Annotated in this window: 13 protein-coding genes and 1 pseudogene; 6 read left to right on the top strand and 8 right to left on the bottom strand. The window is 71.8% G+C overall.

Going from position 1 to position 19,655, the window contains the following annotated elements; genetic code table 11:
• The first annotated feature begins 67 nt into the window (after positions 1-67).
• Positions 68-1,909 carry a glycoside hydrolase family 3 protein gene (locus E5083_RS28835; RefSeq protein ID WP_135788618.1) on the top strand — a complete coding sequence of 614 codons (1,842 nt, stop codon included), beginning with the start codon at positions 68-70 and terminating at the stop codon, positions 1,907-1,909.
• Between the two features lie 106 nt (positions 1,910-2,015).
• A pseudogene (locus E5083_RS28840) lies at positions 2,016-2,797 on the top strand (IS5 family transposase).
• Between the two features lie 176 nt (positions 2,798-2,973).
• Here the strand turns inward: E5083_RS28840 and E5083_RS28845 are convergent.
• From E5083_RS28845 to E5083_RS28860, 4 genes are read right to left on the bottom strand one after another with little or no spacing between them, the layout of a single operon-like run.
• Complete coding sequence (locus tag E5083_RS28845; protein WP_135788619.1) at positions 2,974-3,885, bottom strand: ribokinase; 912 nt, start codon at positions 3,883-3,885, stop codon at positions 2,974-2,976.
• 30 nt (positions 3,886-3,915) lie between these two features.
• Positions 3,916-5,865, bottom strand: a complete 1,950-nt coding sequence (locus E5083_RS28850) for an ABC transporter permease/substrate-binding protein (RefSeq protein WP_135788620.1) — start codon at positions 5,863-5,865, stop codon at positions 3,916-3,918.
• Positions 5,855-7,399, bottom strand: coding sequence for a sugar ABC transporter ATP-binding protein (locus tag E5083_RS28855; RefSeq protein ID WP_135788621.1), 1,545 nt, complete (start codon positions 7,397-7,399; stop codon positions 5,855-5,857). Before E5083_RS28855 ends, E5083_RS28850 begins: the two co-directional genes overlap by 11 nt.
• Positions 7,396-8,454 (bottom strand): LacI family DNA-binding transcriptional regulator, encoded by a 1,059-nt coding sequence (locus E5083_RS28860; RefSeq protein WP_135788622.1) that lies wholly within the window; start codon positions 8,452-8,454, stop codon positions 7,396-7,398. Before E5083_RS28860 ends, E5083_RS28855 begins: the two co-directional genes overlap by 4 nt.
• A gap of 180 nt (positions 8,455-8,634) precedes the next feature.
• Here E5083_RS28860 and recD2 point away from each other — a divergent pair, with 180 nt between their 5' ends.
• Positions 8,635-10,935 (top strand): SF1B family DNA helicase RecD2, encoded by a 2,301-nt coding sequence (gene recD2, locus E5083_RS28865; RefSeq protein WP_135788623.1) that lies wholly within the window; start codon positions 8,635-8,637, stop codon positions 10,933-10,935.
• Between the two features lie 165 nt (positions 10,936-11,100).
• Positions 11,101-12,414: a citrate synthase gene (locus E5083_RS28870; RefSeq protein WP_199812214.1), complete on the top strand. Its 1,314-nt coding sequence runs from the start codon at positions 11,101-11,103 to the stop codon at positions 12,412-12,414.
• Positions 12,415-12,965: 551 nt separating this feature from the next.
• Here the strand turns inward: E5083_RS28870 and E5083_RS28875 are convergent.
• From E5083_RS28875 to E5083_RS28890, 4 genes are all read right to left on the bottom strand, one after another.
• Complete coding sequence (locus E5083_RS28875; RefSeq protein WP_135788624.1) at positions 12,966-15,230, bottom strand: heavy metal translocating P-type ATPase; 2,265 nt, start codon at positions 15,228-15,230, stop codon at positions 12,966-12,968.
• 120 nt (positions 15,231-15,350) lie between these two features.
• A complete protein-coding gene (locus E5083_RS28880) occupies positions 15,351-15,590 on the bottom strand; it encodes a heavy-metal-associated domain-containing protein (RefSeq protein WP_135788625.1) in 240 nt (79 codons plus the stop codon).
• 232 nt (positions 15,591-15,822) lie between these two features.
• Positions 15,823-16,023: a helix-turn-helix transcriptional regulator gene (locus E5083_RS28885; RefSeq protein ID WP_135788626.1), complete on the bottom strand. Its 201-nt coding sequence runs from the start codon at positions 16,021-16,023 to the stop codon at positions 15,823-15,825.
• 284 nt (positions 16,024-16,307) lie between these two features.
• Entirely contained in the window at positions 16,308-17,222 is a 915-nt protein-coding gene (locus E5083_RS28890) for a sugar phosphate isomerase/epimerase family protein (protein WP_135788627.1), read from the bottom strand.
• Between the two features lie 161 nt (positions 17,223-17,383).
• Between E5083_RS28890 and iolC the strand changes: the two genes are divergently transcribed.
• The gene (gene iolC, locus E5083_RS28895) at positions 17,384-18,334 is read left to right on the top strand and encodes a 5-dehydro-2-deoxygluconokinase (RefSeq protein ID WP_135788628.1); all 951 of its coding nucleotides are present in this window, start codon (positions 17,384-17,386) and stop codon (positions 18,332-18,334) included.
• Positions 18,335-18,755: 421 nt separating this feature from the next.
• Positions 18,756-19,655 (top strand): Cgl0159 family (beta/alpha)8-fold protein, encoded by a 900-nt coding sequence (locus tag E5083_RS28900; RefSeq protein WP_135788629.1) that lies wholly within the window; start codon positions 18,756-18,758, stop codon positions 19,653-19,655.

The following is a 19,655-nucleotide window of genomic DNA, read 5'->3' on the forward strand; positions in this document are numbered from 1 at the left end:
AACTTCCCGGATATTGGTGACTTCCGAAAGTTTCCTTCAGCGGTTCTCTCCTTCGGAAGGGGCGCACGTGCACCACACCAGCACGGGAAGCACGGGAAACACCTCGGGACCCTCCAGACGGTCCCTGTTCGCGAGCGCGGCCGGCCTCGGCGCAGCCCTCGCCGTCCCCGCCGCCTCCGGCACGGCCCACGCCGCCGCCCCGAACGACGCGGCGCTGCGCGCGGTCATCGCCCGGATGACGCTGGAGGAGAAGGTCGGCCAGCTCTTCGTCTCCCGGATCTACGGCCACTCCGCCACCGCCCCCGACCAGGCGGACATCGACGCCAATATGACGGAACTCGGCGTCCGCACCGCCGACGAGCTGATCGAGCGCTACCGGGTCGGCGGCATCATCTACTTCACCTGGGCGCACAACACCCGCGACCCGCACCAGATCGCCGACCTCTCCAACGGCATCCAGCGCTCCTCCCTGACCCGGCCGCGCGGCCTGCCCATGCTCATCGCCACCGACCAGGAGCACGGCGCCGTCTGCCGGATCGGCAAGCCCGCCACCCTGCTCCCCGGCGCCATGGCCCTCGCCGCCGGCCGCTCCCGCACCGACGTCCGCACCACCGGCCGCATCTCCGGCACCGAACTGCGCGCGATGGGCGTCAACCAGGACTACGCGCCCGACGCCGACGTCAACGTCAACCCGGCCAACCCGGTCATCGGCGTACGGTCCTTCGGCGCCGACCCCGCCCTGGTCGGTGCCCTGGTCGCGGCCGAGGTCAAGGGCTATCAGGCGGCCGGGGTCGCGGCCACCGCCAAGCACTTCCCGGGCCACGGCGACACCGCCGTCGACAGCCACACCGGCTTCCCCGTCATCACGCACAGCCGGGAGCAGTGGGACACGCTGGACGCGGTGCCGTTCCGGGCCGCCGTCGCCGCGGGCATCGACTCGGTGATGACCGCGCACATCCAGTTCCCCGCGCTCGACCCCTCCGGCGACCCCGCCACCCTCTCCCACCCGATCGTCACCGGCATCCTGCGTGGCGAACTCGGCTACGACGGCGTGGTCATCACCGACTCCCTCGGCATGGAGGGCGTCCGCACCAAGTACGGCGACGACCGGGTACCGGTGCTCGCGCTCAAGGCCGGGGTGGACCAACTGCTCAACCCGCCCTCGATGGACGTGGCCTACAACGCGGTGCTGGCCGCCGTGCGCAACGGCGAGCTGACCGAGGCCCGCGTGGAGGAATCGGTTCTCCGCATCCTGCGCATGAAGGCCAGGCTCGGCCTCTTCCAGGACACCCGCGTCACCCGTGCGGGCGTCGACCGGACCGTCGGCAACAAGCAGCACCTCGCCGCCGCCGACCACATCGCCGACCGCACCACCACCCTGCTGGCCAACGAGGGCCGGCTGCTCCCGCTGGACCGGCGCAGGCAGCCGAAGATCCTGGTCGTCGGCGCCGACCCGGCCTCCCCCTCCGGCACCACCGGGCCGCCCACCGGCGTCCTGGCCGCCGCGCTGACCGAACTCGGCTTCACCGCAACGGCGTTGTCCACCGGCACCGCACCCACCGCGGACGCCATCACCAAGGCGGTCGCCGCCGCCCAGGACGCAGACGCGGTGATCGTGGCCACGTACAACGTCACGGCGTCCAGCTCCCAACGCACGCTGGTACAACGGCTGTTGGCCACCGGACGTCCGGTCGTCGCGCTGGCGATCCGCAACCCGTACGACGTCGCCCAGCTCACCGAGGTCAAGGCGCACCTGGCCGCCTACTGCTGGACCGACGTCGAACTCCGCGCCGCCGCACGGGTGATCGCGGGCCGGGTGAAGCCGCGCGGCAAGCTCCCGGTGCCGGTCGCGCGGGCGGACGACCCGGCGAAGGAGCTGTATCCCCTCGGGCACGGACTGAGCTACTAGGCCGTGTCCGGAAAGTCGATGGCTCGTTGCTCTGTTCGTGGCGCGTAGGCATGAACTGACTGATGCGTCGTGGGAGTTGATTGCTCCGTTGCTGGTGCCGGGCCGGATGGGCAGACCTGTCCGGGACCGGCGCCAGGTGGTGAACGGGATTTTGTGGAAGCTGTCCACCGGGGCTGCCTGGCGTGACCTGCCCGAGCGGTACGGGCCCTGGAAGACGGTCTACGAACGCTTCCGGCACTGGTCCGCCGACGGCACCTGGGACCGCCTGCTGGCCCACGTCCAGCAGCACTGCGACGCCATCGGGCAGGTTGACTGGACAGTCGTCTGCGTGGACTCGACCACGGTCCGGGCTCATCAGCACGCCGCCGGAGCCCGAAAAGGGGGCCCTGGAAGGGCGAGGCGCTCGGCCGGTCGCGGGGCGGGCTGACCAGCAAGATCCACCTGGCCTGCGACGGCCGGGGCCGGCCCCTCACGTTCACGCTGACGGGCGGGAACGTGAACGACTGCACCCAGCTCGAACCGGTCATGGACCAGATCAAGGTCGCGCGGCCGGGGCCGGGCAGGCCCCGGACCCGGCCGGACCGCGTCGTCGCGGACAAGGGCTACTCGGCCCGCAAGATCCGCGCCTACCTGCGACGCCGCGGCATCAAGGCGGCCATCCCTGAGCGGATCGACCAGATCAACGGACGCATCCGCCGCGGCGGAAGCCGCTGCCTCCTCGACAAAACCGCTTACCGGCGGCGCAACGTCATCGAGCGCTGCTTCAGCCGCCTCAAGCAGAACCGGGCCCTGGCCACGCGCTACGACAAACGAGCCATCCACTACCAGGCCATGGTCACCCTCGCCTGCCTCCGCCTCTGGCTCAACGACTTTCCGGACACGGCCTAGGAGCCCGCGAAAAAAATCTTCAGCGGGCGTGCAACCCTTCGCCGCCATCCCGTGTCGTACTACGCGTCAGGGCTTCGGGGGGGATTCCGTGGGGGGATTGCGAAGCTCCGGCACGTAGGGGGAAAGCGAGGGGGCGTCCCCGGTCGATATGACCGGGGACGCCCCCTCGAAATATCTCAGGCGTCCAGCGCCGCCACTTCCGCCGCCGTCGGGTACGACTCCTGCGCCCCGCGCCGGGTCACCGCCGCCGCGCCCACGCGGGCCGCGTACGCCGCCGCCACCGACAGCTCCTCGCCCGCGCCCAGCCGCCAGGCCAGCGCGGCCGTGAACGCGTCCCCCGCACCCGTGGTGTCCACGGCGTCCACCGCCACCGACGGCACCGCCCGTACGCCCGAGGCGTCGCACACCAGCGCGCCCTTCGCGCCCAGCGTCACCACCACCGAACGCGGGCCCAGGGCCAGCAGACGCCGGGCCCAGCCGGCCGGGTCGTCACCGGTCCCGCCGGTCTCGCCGTCGCCCAGCAGCACCCGCGCCTCGTGCTCGTTGACCACCAGCGGATCGCAGGCGGCCAGCACCTCGGCGGGCAGCGGGCGCGGCGGGGACGGGTTCAGCACGAACCGGGTGCCCTCGGGCAGCGCCCGCACCACGGCCGCCACCGTCGCCGGCGGGATCTCCAACTGCGCCGACACCACCCGCGCCGCGCCCAGCACCTCCGCCCGCACATCACCCTCGGTGAGACGGGCGTTGGCACCGGGGGAGACCACGATGCTGTTGTCCCCGGACGGGTCGACGGTGATCAGCGCGACCCCGGTCGGCGCCCCGCCGGTCAGCACGGCCGCCGTGTCCACGCCGGCCGAGCGGAGCGAGTCCCGCAGCAGCTTGCCGTGGCCGTCGTCGCCGACCCGCGCCAGCAGCGCCGTACGGGCGCCGAGGCGGGCGGCGGCGACCGCCTGGTTGGCGCCCTTGCCGCCCGGGTGGACGGCCAGGTCACCGCCGAGCACCGTCTCCCCGGCACCCGGCCGCCGCTCCACGCCGACCACCAGATCGGCGTTGGCGGACCCCACGACCAGCAGGTCGTAGTCGTACATCAAGGCTCCCTACAGAGATATGAGGCGCGGTCAGCCGGTGAAGCCGGCCACGTTCTCGCGGGTGACGACCTTCACCGGCACCTTCACCATCGGGGCGACCTTGCCGCCGTCCAGCGCCTTAAGGGCGTTGGTGACGGCGATCCGGCCGAGCTGGGTCGGCTGCTGCGCCACCGACGCGTACAGACTGCCGTCCTTGACCGCCTTCAGTCCGTCCGGGGTGCCGTCGAAGCCGACGACCTGCACGGACTTGCCCGCCTTGGAGCCGAGCGCCTTGATCGCGCCGAGAGCCATCTCGTCGTTGGCCGCGATGACACCCTGCACGTCGGGGTGGGCCTGGAGCAGGTTGGACATCACGTCCAGACCCTTGGCCCGGTCGAAGTCGGCGGGCTGCTGGGCCAGCACCTTGATGCCGGGGAACTGCTTGAGCCCCTTGGCGAAGCCCTCGGCCCGCTCACGCGCGGCGGAGGTGCCCGCCTGGCCCTGGAGGACGACGATCCGGCCCTTGCCGCCGAGCTTCTCCGCGACCGTCTTCGCGGCCAGCTCGCCGCCCGCCACGTTGTCGGAGGCGACCAGCGCGGCCACCTTCGCCTTGTTGACCCCCCGGTCCACGGCGATCACCGGGATGCCGGCCTTGCCCGCGGCCTTCACCGAGTTGCCGGCCGCGTCGGAGTCCACCGGGTTGACGATGACCGCGCCGTAGCCGGAGCTGGTGAAGTTCTGCAACTGGTCGGCCTGCTGGGAGGCGTCGTCCCGGGCGTCGGTGACGGTGAGGTCCACGCCCCGCTTCTTCGCCTCCGCCTGGGCGCCGTCCCGGATCTGCACGAAGAACGGGTTGTTCAGCGTCGACAGGGACAGACCCAGCTTGGGATTGGCCGAGGCCGAGCCGTTGTGCAGGAAGGAGGTCGCGCCGACGATCGCCACGGTCACCACGGCCGCGAGCCCGTACGTCGCCGCCTGCTTGCCCCGGTTCCCGCCGGTACCGGCGGCCACCGGGGTCGCGCCCGCCTTGCGGCGCACGGTGTCCAGCAGCACGGCGAGCGCGATGACGACACCGATCACGACCTGCTGCCAGAACGCCGAGACGGAGAGCAGGTTGAGGCCGTTGCGCAGCACTGCCAGGATCAGCGCGCCGATCAGGGTGCCCGACGCCTTGCCGGTGCCGCCCGCCAGCGAGGCACCGCCGATGACGACGGCCGCGATGGCGTCCAGCTCGTAACCGTCGGCGGCCTGCGGCTGCGCCGAGGAGAGCCGGGAGGCGAGCACCACACCGGCGACGGCCGCGAACACGCCGGACAGCGCGTACACGGCGAGCTTCTGCCGCTTCACCCTGAGGCCGGACAGGCGCGCGGCCTCCTCGTTGCCGCCGATCGCGTACATCGACCGGCCGATGTAGGTCCGCCCCAGCACGAACGCCGCGAGCAGCCCCATCACCACCATGACCAGCACCGGAACCGGCAGCCAGTTGCCGAGGGTGTCCCCGAGGTGGGAGACGGAGTCCGGGAACGGGATCGGCACGCCCCCGGAGATCACCAGCGACAGACCGCGCGCCACCGACAGCATGGCCAGCGTCGCGATGAACGGCGGCAGCTTCCCGTACGCCGTCAGGAAGCCGTTGACCAGGCCCGCCGCGATGCCCGTGGCGAGCGCGAGGATCACCGCGAGGGCGACCGGTACGCCGTGCGAGGTGGCGCTCCAGGCCAGCACGGTCGCCGACAGCGCGGCCACCGAGCCCACCGACAGGTCGATGCCCGCCGAGACGATCACGAAGGTCACACCGAAGGCGAGGATCGCCGTCACGGCCGCCTGCACACCGATGTTGAGCAGGTTGTCGGTGGTCAGGAAGTCGCCCGACAGCACCGACAGGGCTATGACGAGGACGATCAGCGCGGTCAGCGCGCCGTTGTCGAGCAGCAGCCGGCCGAAGCCGCCCGCCGTCGAACTGCCGGATTCCGCCCGGCTCTTGAGGGTGTCAGTGGCCACCGGGGGCCTCCGTTTCGCTACTGGGGTCGGTCGAGGGGTCGGTCGTGGGGGTGCCCACGGCGAGGGACATGACGGCGTCCTGGGTGGCCTCGGCGGCATCGAGTTCGCCCGCGATCCGGCCCTGGGCCATCACCAGCACCCGGTCGCTCATGCCGAGCACCTCGGGCAGATCGCTGGAGATCATCAGGACGGCGGCACCGGCCGCGGTGAGTTCGTTGACGAGCTGGTAGATCTCGACCTTGGCGCCGACGTCGATGCCACGCGTCGGCTCGTCGAGGATCAGCACCCGCGCGTCGGCCAGCAGCCACTTGCCGATGACGACCTTCTGCTGGTTGCCGCCGGAGAGGGTGCGCGCGTGCTGGCCGAGGCCCGCCATCCGCACGTTCAGCCGCTCGGCGATCCGCCCGGCCGCCGCGTACTGGCCCTTGCGGTCCACCAGCCCGCCCCGGCTCGCCGAACGCAGGGTGACCAGGCCCAGGTTCTCCGCCACGGAGGCGTCCAGCACCAAGCCCTGGCCCTTGCGGTCCTCGGGCACCAGACCGATCCCGGCGGTCAGCGCCGCGTCCACGTCGTGCCGGCGCAGCGCGGTGCCGCGCACCGTCACCGAACCCGCGTCGTACGGGTCGGCGCCGAACACCGCCCGCGCCACCTCGGTACGGCCCGCGCCGACCAGCCCGGCGATGCCGACGACCTCACCGGCATGCACCTCGAAGCTCACGTCGTGGAAGACGCCGTCCCGGGTCAGCCCCTCGACGGTGAGCAACGGCTCGCCCCTCTCGGGGCGTTCGCGCGGGTACTGCTGCTCGATGGAGCGGCCCACCATCAGCCGGACCAGCTCGTCCTCGGGCGTGGACGCCGGGACCTGGCCGACGCTGCGGCCGTCCCGGATCACGGTGACCCGGTCGCCGAGCGCGGCGATCTCGTCCAGGTGGTGGGTGATGAACACGATGCCGACGCCGTCCGCGCGCAGCGAGCGCACCAGCGTGAACAGCCGGCCGACCTCCTCGGAGGTGAGCACCGCGGTCGGCTCGTCCATGATCAGCACACGGGCGTCCAGGCTGAGCGCCTTGGCGATCTCCACCATCTGCAGCCGGGCGATGCCCAGTTCACGGACCCGGGTGCGCGGGTGGACGTCCAGCCCGACCCGCTTCAGCAGGGCCTCGGCGTCCGCCTCCATCCGCCCCCGGTCCACCATGCCGAACCGGCGCGGCTGGCGGCCCAGGAAGATGTTCTCGGCCACCGTCAGATCGGGGACCAGGTTGAACTCCTGGTAGATCGTGGCGATTCCGAGCGCCTCCGCGTCCCGCGCGGAGCGCACCCGGACCTCGGCGCCGTCGACCAGGATGCGCCCGGAGTCCGGCGGGCAGGCGCCGGAGAGGGTCTTGATCAGCGTGGACTTGCCCGCGCCGTTCTCGCCGAGCAGGACATGGACCTCGCCCCGGCGCAGGCCGAAGTCGACGCCGTCCAGCGCGACCACACCGGGGAATGCCTTGCGGATGCCCTCGACGCGCAGCAGTTCGTCGGGATCGCTCACGGTGTGCTCCTCTGCACCGGGGTGCTCCTTCGCATGGGGGACGTGGGAGGAATCAGTACGGGGGCCGGGGCGCCGCACGAGCGGCGCACCACCAGCCGGGCGTCGAGGGTCACGGACTCCGCGGTCCGTCCCTCGATCCGGTCGACCAGGGCGCGCACGGCGGCCCGGCCCAGTTCGCCGGTGGGCTGGGCGATGGCGGTGATCGGCGGGTCGGTGTGCACGAACCACGGGATGTCGTCGAACACCGCCAGCGCGATGTCGTCCGGCATCCGCAGCCCGCGCGCCCGGATCGCGTCCAGCGCGCCCAGCGCCATCAGGTTGTCGGCGGCGAACACCGCGTGCGGAGGCTCGGGCAGGTCGAGGAAGCCCTCGGTGACCCGCCGTCCGCTGGCCGCCTGGAAGTCGCCGTGGCCGATCAGCTCGTCGGTGAGCGGCAGCCCGTACGCGGCCAGCGCGTCCCGGAAGGCGGCCACCCGCTCGCTGCCGGTGGTGGTGCCGGCCGGGCCCGCGATGATGGCGAGCCGCCGGTGCCCGAGCAGATGCAGATGCGCCACCAGGTCCCGTACCGCCCGCCGTCCGTCGGCCCGGACCACCGGGACCTCGGCGCCCGGAATCCAGCGGTCCACGAAGACCACCGGGGTGCCCGCGCGGGCCGCGTCCAGCAGCAGCGGGGAGTCGCCGGGGGCCGGCGAGACCAGCAGGCCGTCGATCCGGCGGTCCAGCAGGGTGCGGACGTGGTGGTCCTGGAGGTCGGGGCGCTCGTCGGCGTTGCCGATGATCACGCTGTACCCCAGCGCGCGGGCCGCCTCCTCCACCGAGCGCGCCAGCTCGGTGAAGTACGGGTTGAGCACATCGCCGATCACCAGGCCGAGGGCGTGGGTCTGGTCGGTGCGCAGGGAACGGGCCACGGCGTTGGGCCGGTAGCCCAGCTCCGCCACGGCGGCCAGCACACGGGAGCGCGCGTCGGCGCTCACCGAGGGATGAGCGTTCAGCACGCGCGAGACCGTGGCGACGGAGACACCCGCCGCGGCGGCGACGTCCTTGATGCTCGCCATCGACGGCTCCACCTCCTTGTGGAATCGTTTACAACGACGTGTTCCGGAGGATTGGAATCGATTACACGGGCTCCCGGCAAGCCCCTCCGCAGTGGCTGAAATCAGATCGTGATGAACCCCGCTCAGATGAGCGCGAACAGTACGGCGTTCACTGTCCGCCCCCGCCGGTACCGTCGGTCCATGGCTCAGCAGGCGTCTCGACAGGCGGGGAACACCACGGGCGAACGGCAGTTGGCCGAGCTGGAGGGGGTGCTGGAGCGCATCACCTACGCCGACGAGGAGACCGGCTACACCGTCGCCCGCGTCGACACCGGCCGGGGCGGCGGCGACCTGCTCACCGTGGTCGGCGCGCTGCTCGGCGCCCAGGTGGGGGAGTCGCTGCGGATGCGGGGCCGCTGGGGCTCGCACCCGCAGTACGGAAGGCAGTTCACCTGCGAGAACTACACGACCGTGCTGCCCGCCACCGTCCAGGGCATCCGCCGCTACCTCGGCTCCGGCCTGGTCAAGGGCATCGGCCCGGTCTTCGCCGACCGCATCACCCGGCACTTCGGCCTGGACACCCTGACGATCATCGAGGAGGAGCCGAAGCGTCTGATCGAGGTCCCCGGCCTCGGCCCCAAGCGCACCCAGCGGATCGCCGACGCCTGGGAGGAACAGAAGGCGATCAAGGAGGTGATGCTCTTCCTCCAGACCGTCGAGGTCTCCACCTCCATCGCCGTGCGCATCTACAAGAAGTACGGCGACGCCTCGATCTCCGTCGTGAAGAACCAGCCGTACCGGCTCGCCGCCGACGTCTGGGGCATCGGCTTCCTCACCGCCGACAAGATCGCCCAGTCGGTCGGCATCCCCCACGACAGCCCGGAACGCGTGAAGGCGGGGCTCCAGTACGCCCTCTCGCAGTCCACCGACCAGGGCCACTGCTATCTGCCCGAGGAACGCCTCATCGCGGACGCGGTCAAGCTCCTCCAGGTCGACACCGGCCTGGTCATCGAGTGCCTGGCCGAGCTGGCCGCCCCCGGTGAGGAGGGCGAGGAGCCCGGAGTCGTACGGGAACGGGTGCCCGGACCGGACGGCGGGGAGCCCGTCACCGCCGTGTACCTCGTCCCCTTCCACCGGGCCGAACTCTCCCTGGCCGCCCAGGTGTCGAGGCTGCTGCGCACCGGCGAGGACCGGATGCCGGCCTTCCGGGACGTGAACTGGGACAAGGCGCTCGGCTGGCTGAAGGGCCGTACCGGAACCGATCTCGCGCCCGAGCAGGAGGCCGCCGTCCGGCTCGCGCTCACCGAGAAGGTCGCCGTCCTCACCGGCGGCCCCGGCTGCGGCAAGTCCTTCACCGTCCGCTCGGTCGTCGAACTCGCCCGCGCCCGGCGGGCCAAGGTGGTGCTCGCCGCGCCCACCGGACGCGCCGCCAAGCGGCTGGCCGAGCTGACCGGCGCCGAGGCGTCCACCGTGCACCGGCTGCTGGAGCTGAAGCCCGGCGGGGACGCCGCCTACGACCGCGACCGCCCGCTGGACGCCGACCTCGTGGTGGTGGACGAGGCGTCCATGCTGGACCTGCTGCTCGCCAACAAGCTGGTCAAGGCCGTACCGCCCGGCGCCCACCTCCTCTTCGTCGGGGACGTGGACCAGTTGCCCAGCGTCGGCGCCGGGGAGGTGCTGCGGGATCTGCTGGCCGGGGGGAGTCCGGTGCCCGCCGTCCGGCTCACCCGCGTGTTCCGCCAGGCCCAGCGCTCCGGGGTGGTCACCAACGCCCACCGGATCAACGCGGGCCAACACCCGCTCACCGAGGGGCTGGACGACTTCTTCCTCTTCGTCGAGGACGACACCGAGGAGGCCGGCCGGCTCACCGTGGACGTGGCCGCCCGCCGCATCCCGGCCCGCTTCGGCCTCGACCCGCGCCGGGACGTGCAGGTCCTCGCCCCGATGCACCGGGGCCCGGCGGGCGCCGGCGCCCTCAACGCCCTGCTCCAGCAGGCCGTCACCCCCGGCCGCCCCGACGTGCCGGAGAAGCGGTTCGGCGGCCGGGTCTTCCGGGTCGGCGACAAGGTCACCCAGGTCCGCAACAACTACGACAAGGGCGCGAACGGCGTCTTCAACGGCACCGTGGGCGTGGTGACCTCGCTCGACCCGGTCGAACAGCGCCTGACGGTCCTCACCGACGAGGACGAGGAGGTGGGGTACGAATTCGACGAACTGGACGAACTGGCCCACGCCTACGCCGTGACCATTCACCGCTCCCAGGGCAGTGAATACCCGGCCGTGGTGATCCCGGTCACCACCGGCGCCTGGATGATGCTCCAGCGCAACCTGCTCTACACGGCGGTCACCCGCGCCAAGAAGCTGGTGGTGCTGGTGGGTTCGCGCAAGGCGATCGGGCAGGCCGTGCGCACGGTGTCGGCAGGCCGGCGGTGCACGGCGCTCGACTTCAGGCTCGCCGGTTCCGGGCACCTCGGCGAAAATGATCGATCAAATGAGTCATGAAGGTCACAGAGCCTTTCCGGATGCCCCGCCCAGGGGGCAGGATGAGCAGGTTGACGGCACTGAGTGCCGCCAGTGGGCCAAGTGGCGACCCCGAGTGCACTCTCCTGAGCCAAATGGGGGATGGTAGAGACAGTCAGGGCACCTCGAAGATGAGGCACTAAGTCGGTGAGGGAAGACGTGAGCGAGCACACCAAGAACGACGCGGTAGTACTGCGGGTCGGCGACGGCGAGTACACCTATCCGGTGGTCGACAGCACCGTCGGCGACAAGGGCTTCGACATCGGGAAGCTCCGCGCCCAGACCGGTCTGGTGACCCTGGACAGCGGCTACGGCAACACGGCCGCGTACAAATCCGCCGTCACCTACCTCGACGGCGAGGCGGGCATCCTCCGCTACCGCGGCTACCCGATCGAGCAGCTCGCCGAGAGCTCCACCTTCCTCGAGGTGGCGTACCTCCTGATCAACGGTGAGCTGCCCACCGTCGACGAGCTGGCCAAGTTCCAGGGCGACATCACGCGGCACACCCTGCTGCACGAGGACGTCAAGAACTTCTACCGGGGCTTCCCGCGCGACGCCCACCCGATGGCCATGCTGTCCTCGGTGGTCTCGGCGCTGTCCACCTTCTACCAGGACAGCCACAACCCGTTCGACGAGAAGCAGCGCGACCTCTCCACGATCCGGCTGCTCGCCAAGCTCCCGACGATCGCGGCGTACGCCTACAAGAAGTCGATCGGCCACCCGTTCGTCTACCCGCGCAACGACCTCGGCTACGTCGAGAACTTCCTGCGCATGACGTTCTCCGTGCCGGCCCAGGAGTACGACCTCGACCCGGTCGTCGTCTCCGCGCTGGACAAGCTGCTGATCCTGCACGCGGACCACGAGCAGAACTGCTCGACCTCCACGGTCCGCCTGGTCGGCTCCTCGCAGGCCAACATGTTCGCCTCGATCTCCGCCGGCATCAACGCGCTGTGGGGCCCGCTGCACGGCGGCGCCAACCAGTCGGTGCTGGAGATGCTGGAGAACATCCAGGCCAACGGCGGCGACGTCGACACCTTCATCCGCAAGGTGAAGAACAAGGAGGACGGCGTCCGCCTGATGGGCTTCGGCCACCGGGTGTACAAGTCCTTCGACCCGCGCGCCAAGATCATCAAGGCCGCCGCGCACGACGTCCTCTCTGCGCTCGGCAAGTCCGACGAGCTGCTGGACATCGCGCTCAAGCTGGAGGAACACGCGCTCTCCGACGACTACTTCGTCTCGCGCAACCTCTACCCCAACGTGGACTTCTACACCGGTCTGATCTACCGGGCCATGGGCTTCCCGACCGAGATGTTCACGGTCCTGTTCGCGCTGGGCCGCCTGCCGGGCTGGATCGCCCAGTGGACCGAGATGATCAAGGAGCCGGGTTCCCGCATCGGCCGCCCGCGCCAGATCTACACGGGTGTCGTCGAGCGCGACTTCGTGCCGGTCGAGCAGCGCTGAGTACGTAGACACGCTGAGTACGTAGAAAAGCGGAAGGCGCCCTGGCGTCGGTCCCCCCACGGGCCGACGTCCAGGGCGCCTTCCCATGCCCCGGTGCGGATTCCCCCCACGGGATCCGGGCCGGGCGCTCGGAGAGACAGCGCCTGAATTCGCTGTCAGTGATGTGAAACGTAGTGCGGTCTGCCGGGACAGCGCACGCTGGGAGGGCCGCTCAAAGCTTCCCGGTGTACGTGCCCCGGCAACGCATCTCTGAAGAAGTCCCCCAAGACGTCTTCAGATGCCAGCCGGCGCCCCCCAAGACGCTGGACTGACACCGCCAACTTAGACCTTCGAACCCCTTCGATGGTTACGTTCGCGTCACTGTGATCTGCGTCTCTTGCATACGTCCCATAGGTGCGCAAGAGCCCCGATACGGCGATCGGGACCCAAGCGTAAGGAAGATGCGCGAGCCTTGTGAAGAGCTTATGTGAGGTGCGCGCCGGACTCTAGAGGGACTCTTACTTCTCCTCGGGGGACTTCTTCCGGCCACTCACGGCACTTCCTGGCCCGCCTCAGCGGAACCGGCGCAGCCGCAGGCTGTTGGTCACCACGAACACCGAGGAGAAGGCCATCGCCGCCCCCGCGATCATCGGGTTCATGAGCCCCGCCGCGGCCAGCGGGAGCGCGGCGACGTTGTAGCCGAAGGCCCACACCAGGTTGCCCTTGATGGTGCCGAGGGTGCGCCGGGAGAGCCGGATGGCGTCGGCGGCCACCCGCAGGTCGCCCCGGACCAGGGTGAGATCCCCGGCCTCGATCGCCGCGTCGGTGCCGGTGCCCATGGCGAGACCGAGGTCGGCGGTGGCGAGCGCGGCCGCGTCGTTCACCCCGTCCCCGACCATGGCGACAGCCCGCCCCTCGCGCTGCAGCTTCCGGACCACGTCCACCTTGTCCTCAGGCAGCACCTCGGCGATGACCTCGTCGATGCCGACCTCGCGCGCGACCGCCTCGGCGACCGTGCGGTTGTCCCCGGTGAGCAGCACCGGCGTCAGACCGAGCGCGCGCAGTTCGCGTACCGCCTCGGCGCTGGTCTCCTTCACCGCGTCCGCGACGGCGAGCACCGCGCGCGGCTTGCCGTCCCAGCCCGCCACGACGGCCGTACGGCCCTCCTGTTCGGCCCGGGAGCGGGCGGCGGCCAGTTCCTGCGGCAGGTCGTCCCAGAGCCGTCCGGCGGCCACCTCGTGGCCGTCCACGCGGCCGCGTACGCCCCGGCCGGGGACGTTCTCGAAGTGCTCGGCGGGGGGCAGCGTGCCGACGCGCTCCTCGGCGCCCTCCGCGACCGCGCGGGCGACGGGGTGCTCGGAGGCGTGCTCCAGGGCGCCGGCCAGCCGCAGCACCTGCTTCTCGTCCTCGCCGGGGGCGGTGTACACCTCCTGGAGCGTCATCCGCCCGGTGGTGACGGTGCCGGTCTTGTCGAGCACGACGGTGTCCACGCGGCGGGTGGACTCCAGTACCTCGGGGCCCTTGATGAGGATGCCGAGCTGCGCGCCCCGCCCGGTGCCGACCATCAGCGCGGTCGGGGTCGCCAGGCCCAGGGCGCAGGGGCAGGCGATGATCAGTACGGCGACGGCGGCGGTGAAGGCGGCGACCGTGTCCCCGGTGACGCCCAGCCAGACGCCGAAGGTGCCGAGCGCGATCAGGATGACCACGGGCACGAACACGCCGGAGATCCGGTCGGCCAGGCGCTGCACCTCGGCCTTGCCGTTCTGCGCGTCCTCCACCAGCCGGGCCATCCGGGCAAGCTGGGTGTCCCCGCCGACCCGGTCCGCCTCGACCAGCAGCCGCCCGCCCGCGTTGACGGTGGCGCCGGTGACCCGGTCGCCGGGGGAGACGTCGACGGGCACGGACTCACCGGTCAGCATGGAGGCGTCGACGGCGGAGGTGCCCTCCAGCACCGTGCCGTCGGTGGCGATCTTCTCGCCGGGCCGCACCACGAACCGGTCACCCACGGCGAGCGAGCCGACCGGAATCCGGGTCTCGCGACCGTCCCGCAGTACCGTCACGTCCTTCGCGCCCAGCTCCATCAGCGCCCGCAGCGCGGCACCCGCCCGGCGCTTGGAGCGGGCCTCCAGATAGCGGCCGAGCAGGATCAGCGCGACGACCCCGGCGGCGACCTCCAGATAGATGACGGAGGTGCCCTCGGAGCGGGAGACGGTGAAGGTGAAGGCGTGCCGCATGCCGGGCATGCCCGCGTGGCCGAAGAACAGGGCCCACAGCGACCAGCCGAACGCGGCCAGCGTGCCGACCGAGACCAGGGTGTCCATGGTGGCCGCGCCGTGCCGCAGGTTGGTCCAGGCGGCCCGGTGGAAGGGCCACCCGCCCCAGACGACCACGGGCGCGGCGAGGGTCAGTGAGAGCCACTGCCAGTTGTCGAACTGGAGCGGCGGGACCATCGCCATCAGGATCACGGGCACGGCGAGCAGGGCGGAGACCAGCAGCCGCTGCCGGAGCGCGGACAGCTCGGGGTCGCGCTCGGCCGGCCCGGCGGACTCCCCTGCCTCGGCGGCCGGTTCGGGCTCCGGGGGCGGGGGTTCCTCGGCGGTGTACCCGGTCTTCTCGACGACCGCGATCAGGTCCGCGACGCGGACGCCGTCGCCGAAGCTGACCTTCGCCTTCTCCGTCGCGTAGTTCACGGTGGCGCTCACGCCGTCCATGCGGTTGAGCTTCTTCTCCACCCGCGCGGCGCAGGACGCGCAGGTCATGCCGCCGATGAGCAGCTCGACCCGGTTCTCGTCCGCGGTGGGCGCCGTACGCCCTGTCTCTGCGGTGGTGCTGGTCATGCCCGGACTCCAGACATCGGACCGGACCTTACGGAATCCAGTATGAGCTGGTCGGTACGGCCCGGTCGGGGGAAGGGTGCGCGGTCCGCGCGCGGGACGCGCGGACCTGCGGGGTGGTGCTCAGGCCCGGCCGGTCAGCTCGAAGCCGGCCTCGTCGACGGCGGCGCGCACGGCCTCCTCGTCGAGCGGGGCCGCCGAGACGACGGTGACCTCGCCGGTGGAGGCGACGGCCTTCACCGAGCTGACGCCGGGGATCTCGGAGATCTCGGCGGAGACGGAGCCCTCGCAGTGGCCGCAGCTCATGCCGCTCACCTGGTAGACGGCGGTGACGGAGCCGGGGGTGTCGGTCTGGGCGCTCATGTCGTTCTCCTCGTCGTACTGGGGTCGTACTGGGGTCGTACTGGGGTGTCCTCGGGGGACCCTCACTCTTCGAACACTATACCCCTAGGGGGTATTCCCCAAGGGGGTGCCGGGTGCGGGGGGAATTCACCGGCACCCTATGTATACGCCCGCTTTGTCGCAGTACGACGAACGCCCGCACACCGTCCCCGAGGGGAGGCGTACGGGCGTTCCGGGTCGGGTGGCGCGGGGGTCAGCCCTCTCTGCGGCCCCGGTTGCCGGGCCGGGAGGCGACCCAGGCGCGCACGGTGTCGGCGTACCAGTAGGGCTTGCCGCTCTCCACGTGGTCGGGCGGTGGCAGCAGGCCGTGTTTCCGGTAGGACCGAACGGTGTCCGGCTGCACCCGGATGTGTGCCGCGATCTCCTTGTAGGACCAGAGCCTGCGGTCGGTCATGCGTCGCACCTCCTGCGCGCGCCGCGGCGGCGGCCGGGGAGCGGCCGTCGGGGGAGCCCGGCGCTGTGCTGGTGATCACCAAGCCTGTGCCCGGTCAACGACGCAGAGTGACCACGAGCAAGCGGCTGTGGGCCGGGTGTGACGGAGAACCCGCGTAGGCGCGACATATGTGACAGGAGGGGTGCGTTCGTGACACAACCACAGCAGAGGAAGTGGGGGTGCGGCGGGCGTGGCGTGTTGACCCGTACGAGCGGAACCGTCGTGTTCGCGAGCGCGCGGTGCGTTTATACGCCGCACGACCTCAGGAACGCGCGGGTGCGGCGGGCGATCGGCAGCGGCCGGTCCGGCTCGCAGGGGTACATGTCCTGCTCGACGATGGCGAACAGGTCGGTGTCCAGCCGGGCCGCCGCCTCCAGTACCGGGCCGAGCGCGGGTACCCCGGCGGGGGGTTCGCACATCACGCCCCGCGCGACCGCCGGGCCGAAGGGCGTGCCCTCCGTGCGCACCTGGGCCAGGATCTCCGGGTCGACCTGCTTGAGGTGGAGGTAGCCGAGCCGCTCGCCGTAGGTCTCGATCAGCTCGACGCTGTCGCCGCCGCAGTAGGCGTAGTGGCCGGTGTCCAGGCACAGGGAGACCAGGGCGGGGTCGGTGGCGTCGAGGAAGCGGGTGACGTGGGCCTCGGTGTCGATGTGGGTGTCGGCATGGGGGTGGACGACGATCGTCAGGCCGTACCGCTCGCGCACCTCGTGGCCCAGCCGCTCGGTCTGTCCGGTCAGGTCGCGCCACTGGGCCGGGGTCAGTTCGGCCGGCTCCAGCACCGCGCCGGTGCGGTCGTCCCGCCAGAAGGAGGGGATGACGACGAGGTGGCGGGCGCCGGTCGCGCGGGTCAGCTCGGCGACGGCGGAGACGTGCTCCCAGGTCTTCTCCCACACCGCCGGGCCGTGGTGCAGCCCGGTGAACACGGTCCCGGCCGACACCTTCAGGCCGCGCCGGGCGGTCTCCTCGGCGAGCACCTCGGGGTCGGTGGGCAGGTACCCGTAGGGGCCCAGCTCGATCCACTCGTAACCGGACGCGGCCACCTCGTCCAGGAAGCGCCGCCAGGGGACCTGGGCGGGGTCGTCCGGGAACCAGACGCCCCAGGAGTCGGGCGCCGAACCGACGCGGACACGGGACAGCGGGGAGGACGGCATCGACGTCATGGCCGTCAGCGTGCGGGCCGTCCGGAAAGTGTGTCAATAGCTGGTCCGAATGTCTGGACAAAACGTTGACAGGGCTCACCGGACCGGACTAGAAAGCCGGGGGAGAGAGTCCTGCCGGGGTAGTCCTGACGAGTCCTGATGAACCTGATGAAGGGGAGTCGATGGCGTACGACCTGATCACCATGGGACGGATCGGGGTGGACCTCTACCCCCTCCAGACCGGCGTCCCGCTCGACCGGGTGACGTCCTTCGGCAAGTTCCTCGGCGGCTCCGCCACCAACGTCGCCGTCGCCGCCGCCCGCCTCGGACTCGGAACCGCCGTCATCACCCGTACCGGTGACGATCCGTTCGGTACGTACCTCCACGAGGCGCTGCGCGGCTTCGGCGTGGACGACCGCTGGGTGACCCCGGTGCCCGGCCTGCCCACCCCGGTCACCTTCTGCGAGGTCTTCCCGCCGGACGACTTCCCGCTCTACTTCTACCGGCTGCCCAAGGCGCCCGACCTGGAGATCCACCCCGGCGAACTCGACCTCGACGCGATCCGCGCCGCCCGCGTCTTCTGGGTCACCGGCACCGGCCTGAGCGAGGAGCCCAGCCGTACGGCCACCCTCGGCGCCCTCGCCCACCGCGCCCGGTCCGGCATCACCGTCTTCGACCTCGACTGGCGCCCGATGTTCTGGGCGGACCCCGACACCGCGCGTCCCTTCTACGCCGAGGCCCTGCGGCACGCCACCGTCGCCGTCGGCAACGTGGACGAGGTGGAGATCGCCACCGGCACCCGCGATCCGCACGCCGCCGCCCGCGCGCTGCTGGCCGCGGGGGTGGAACTGGCGGTGGTGAAACAGGGCCCCAAGGGCGTCCTCGCCGTCCACCGCGACGGCACAAGCGCGGAGGTGCCCCCGCTCCCGGTCACCGTCCTCAACGGCCTCGGCGCGGGCGACGCGTTCGGAGGCTCGCTGTGCCACGGCCTGCTGGAGGGCTGGGACCTGGAGACGGTCATGCGCCACGCCAACGCCGCCGGCGCGATCGTCGCCTCACGACTGGAATGCTCCTCCGCGATGCCGACCTCAGACGAGGTGGCTGCGGCACTGGCGACGGGAGCGGTGCGATGAGCCCTGGCCGGGCGGGGGCGGCGATCATCCTGGGGGTGCCCGGTGGGGGCGCCGCCGCCGGGGCGAGTATCGCCCCTCGTGCCCGGGCTGCTGCCGGGGCGAGGATCGCCGCTGAGGCGCGTGCTGCCACCGAGGGCTGGAGCGTGTGCGGCCCCCGTCCCGCCGAGGCCGCCGCCGGGGTGAGACCCGCCCTTCGTGCCCGGCCCGCTGTCGGGGCGAGGCTCGTCACGGGGGCCAGTGCCGTCGCCGGGGGCTGGAGCGCGTGCGGCCCACGCCCTGCCGAAGCCGCCGCCGGGAGGAGGAGCGCTCAGCGAGTCCGCCTCGCCGCCGAGGTAACGGCCGCCACTCGGGCCCGTGTCACCGCCGCCGGCCGGGGCGCATGCGGACTCTGTCCCGCCAAGCCCCCCGCCGGAGCCCCCCGATGAGCACCGCCCGCGTCGACGTCGCCGCCCTGGTCCACCTCCGTACCCGGCACCCCGAGGCCATCGCGGAGGCGGCTGCTCGGCGGGTGCGGCGGCCGTTGGTCGGGGCGCGGGAGCGGGTGCTGATCGTGGCCGCCGATCATCCGGCGCGGGGTGCGCTGGGTGCGGGTGGGCGGCCGTTTGCCATGGCCAACCGGGCCGACCTGCTGCACCGGCTGTGCGTGGCGCTGTCCCGGCCCGGTGTGGACGGGGTGCTGGCCAGCGCCGACGTACTCGACGACCTGCTGCTGCTCGGCGCCCTGGAGGGCAAGGTCGTCCTGGGCTCCATGAACCGGGGCGGTCTCCAGGGCGCCCGCTTCGAGCTGGACGACCGCTTCACCGGACACCGCCCCGAGGACATCGCCCGCCGCCGCTTCGACGCGGGCAAGCTGCTGCTGCGCATCGACCCCACCGACCCCGGCTCGCTGACCACCCTGGAGTCCGCCGCCCGCGCCGTCGACGCCATGGCGGAACGCCGACTCCCGCTGTTCATCGAGCCGTTCCTCAGCCGACGCGGCCCGGACGGGCGGCTGCGCAACGATCTGTCGGCCGAGGCCGTCACCACCTCCCTCGCCATCGCCTCCGGACTCGGCGGCTCCTCCGCCTACACCTGGTTGAAGGTGCCCGTCACGGAGAACCCGGACGACATGGCCGACGTCATGGCGACCACCACGCTGCCCGCCGTCCTGCTGGGCGGCGAGACCGGCGGCTCCCCGCAGGAGCAGGCCGCCGCGTACGAGAAGTGGCGCGGCGCGCTTCAACTCCCCACCGTGCGCGGCCTGGTGGTCGGCCGCACACTGCTGTACCCGGCGGACGGCGACGTGGCCGCCGCCGTGGACACCGCCGCAGGACTGCTATGA

The sequence above is a fragment of the Streptomyces bauhiniae genome (genome assembly GCF_004784475.1).
In the GTDB taxonomy this organism is placed as follows: domain Bacteria; phylum Actinomycetota; class Actinomycetes; order Streptomycetales; family Streptomycetaceae; genus Streptomyces; species Streptomyces seoulensis.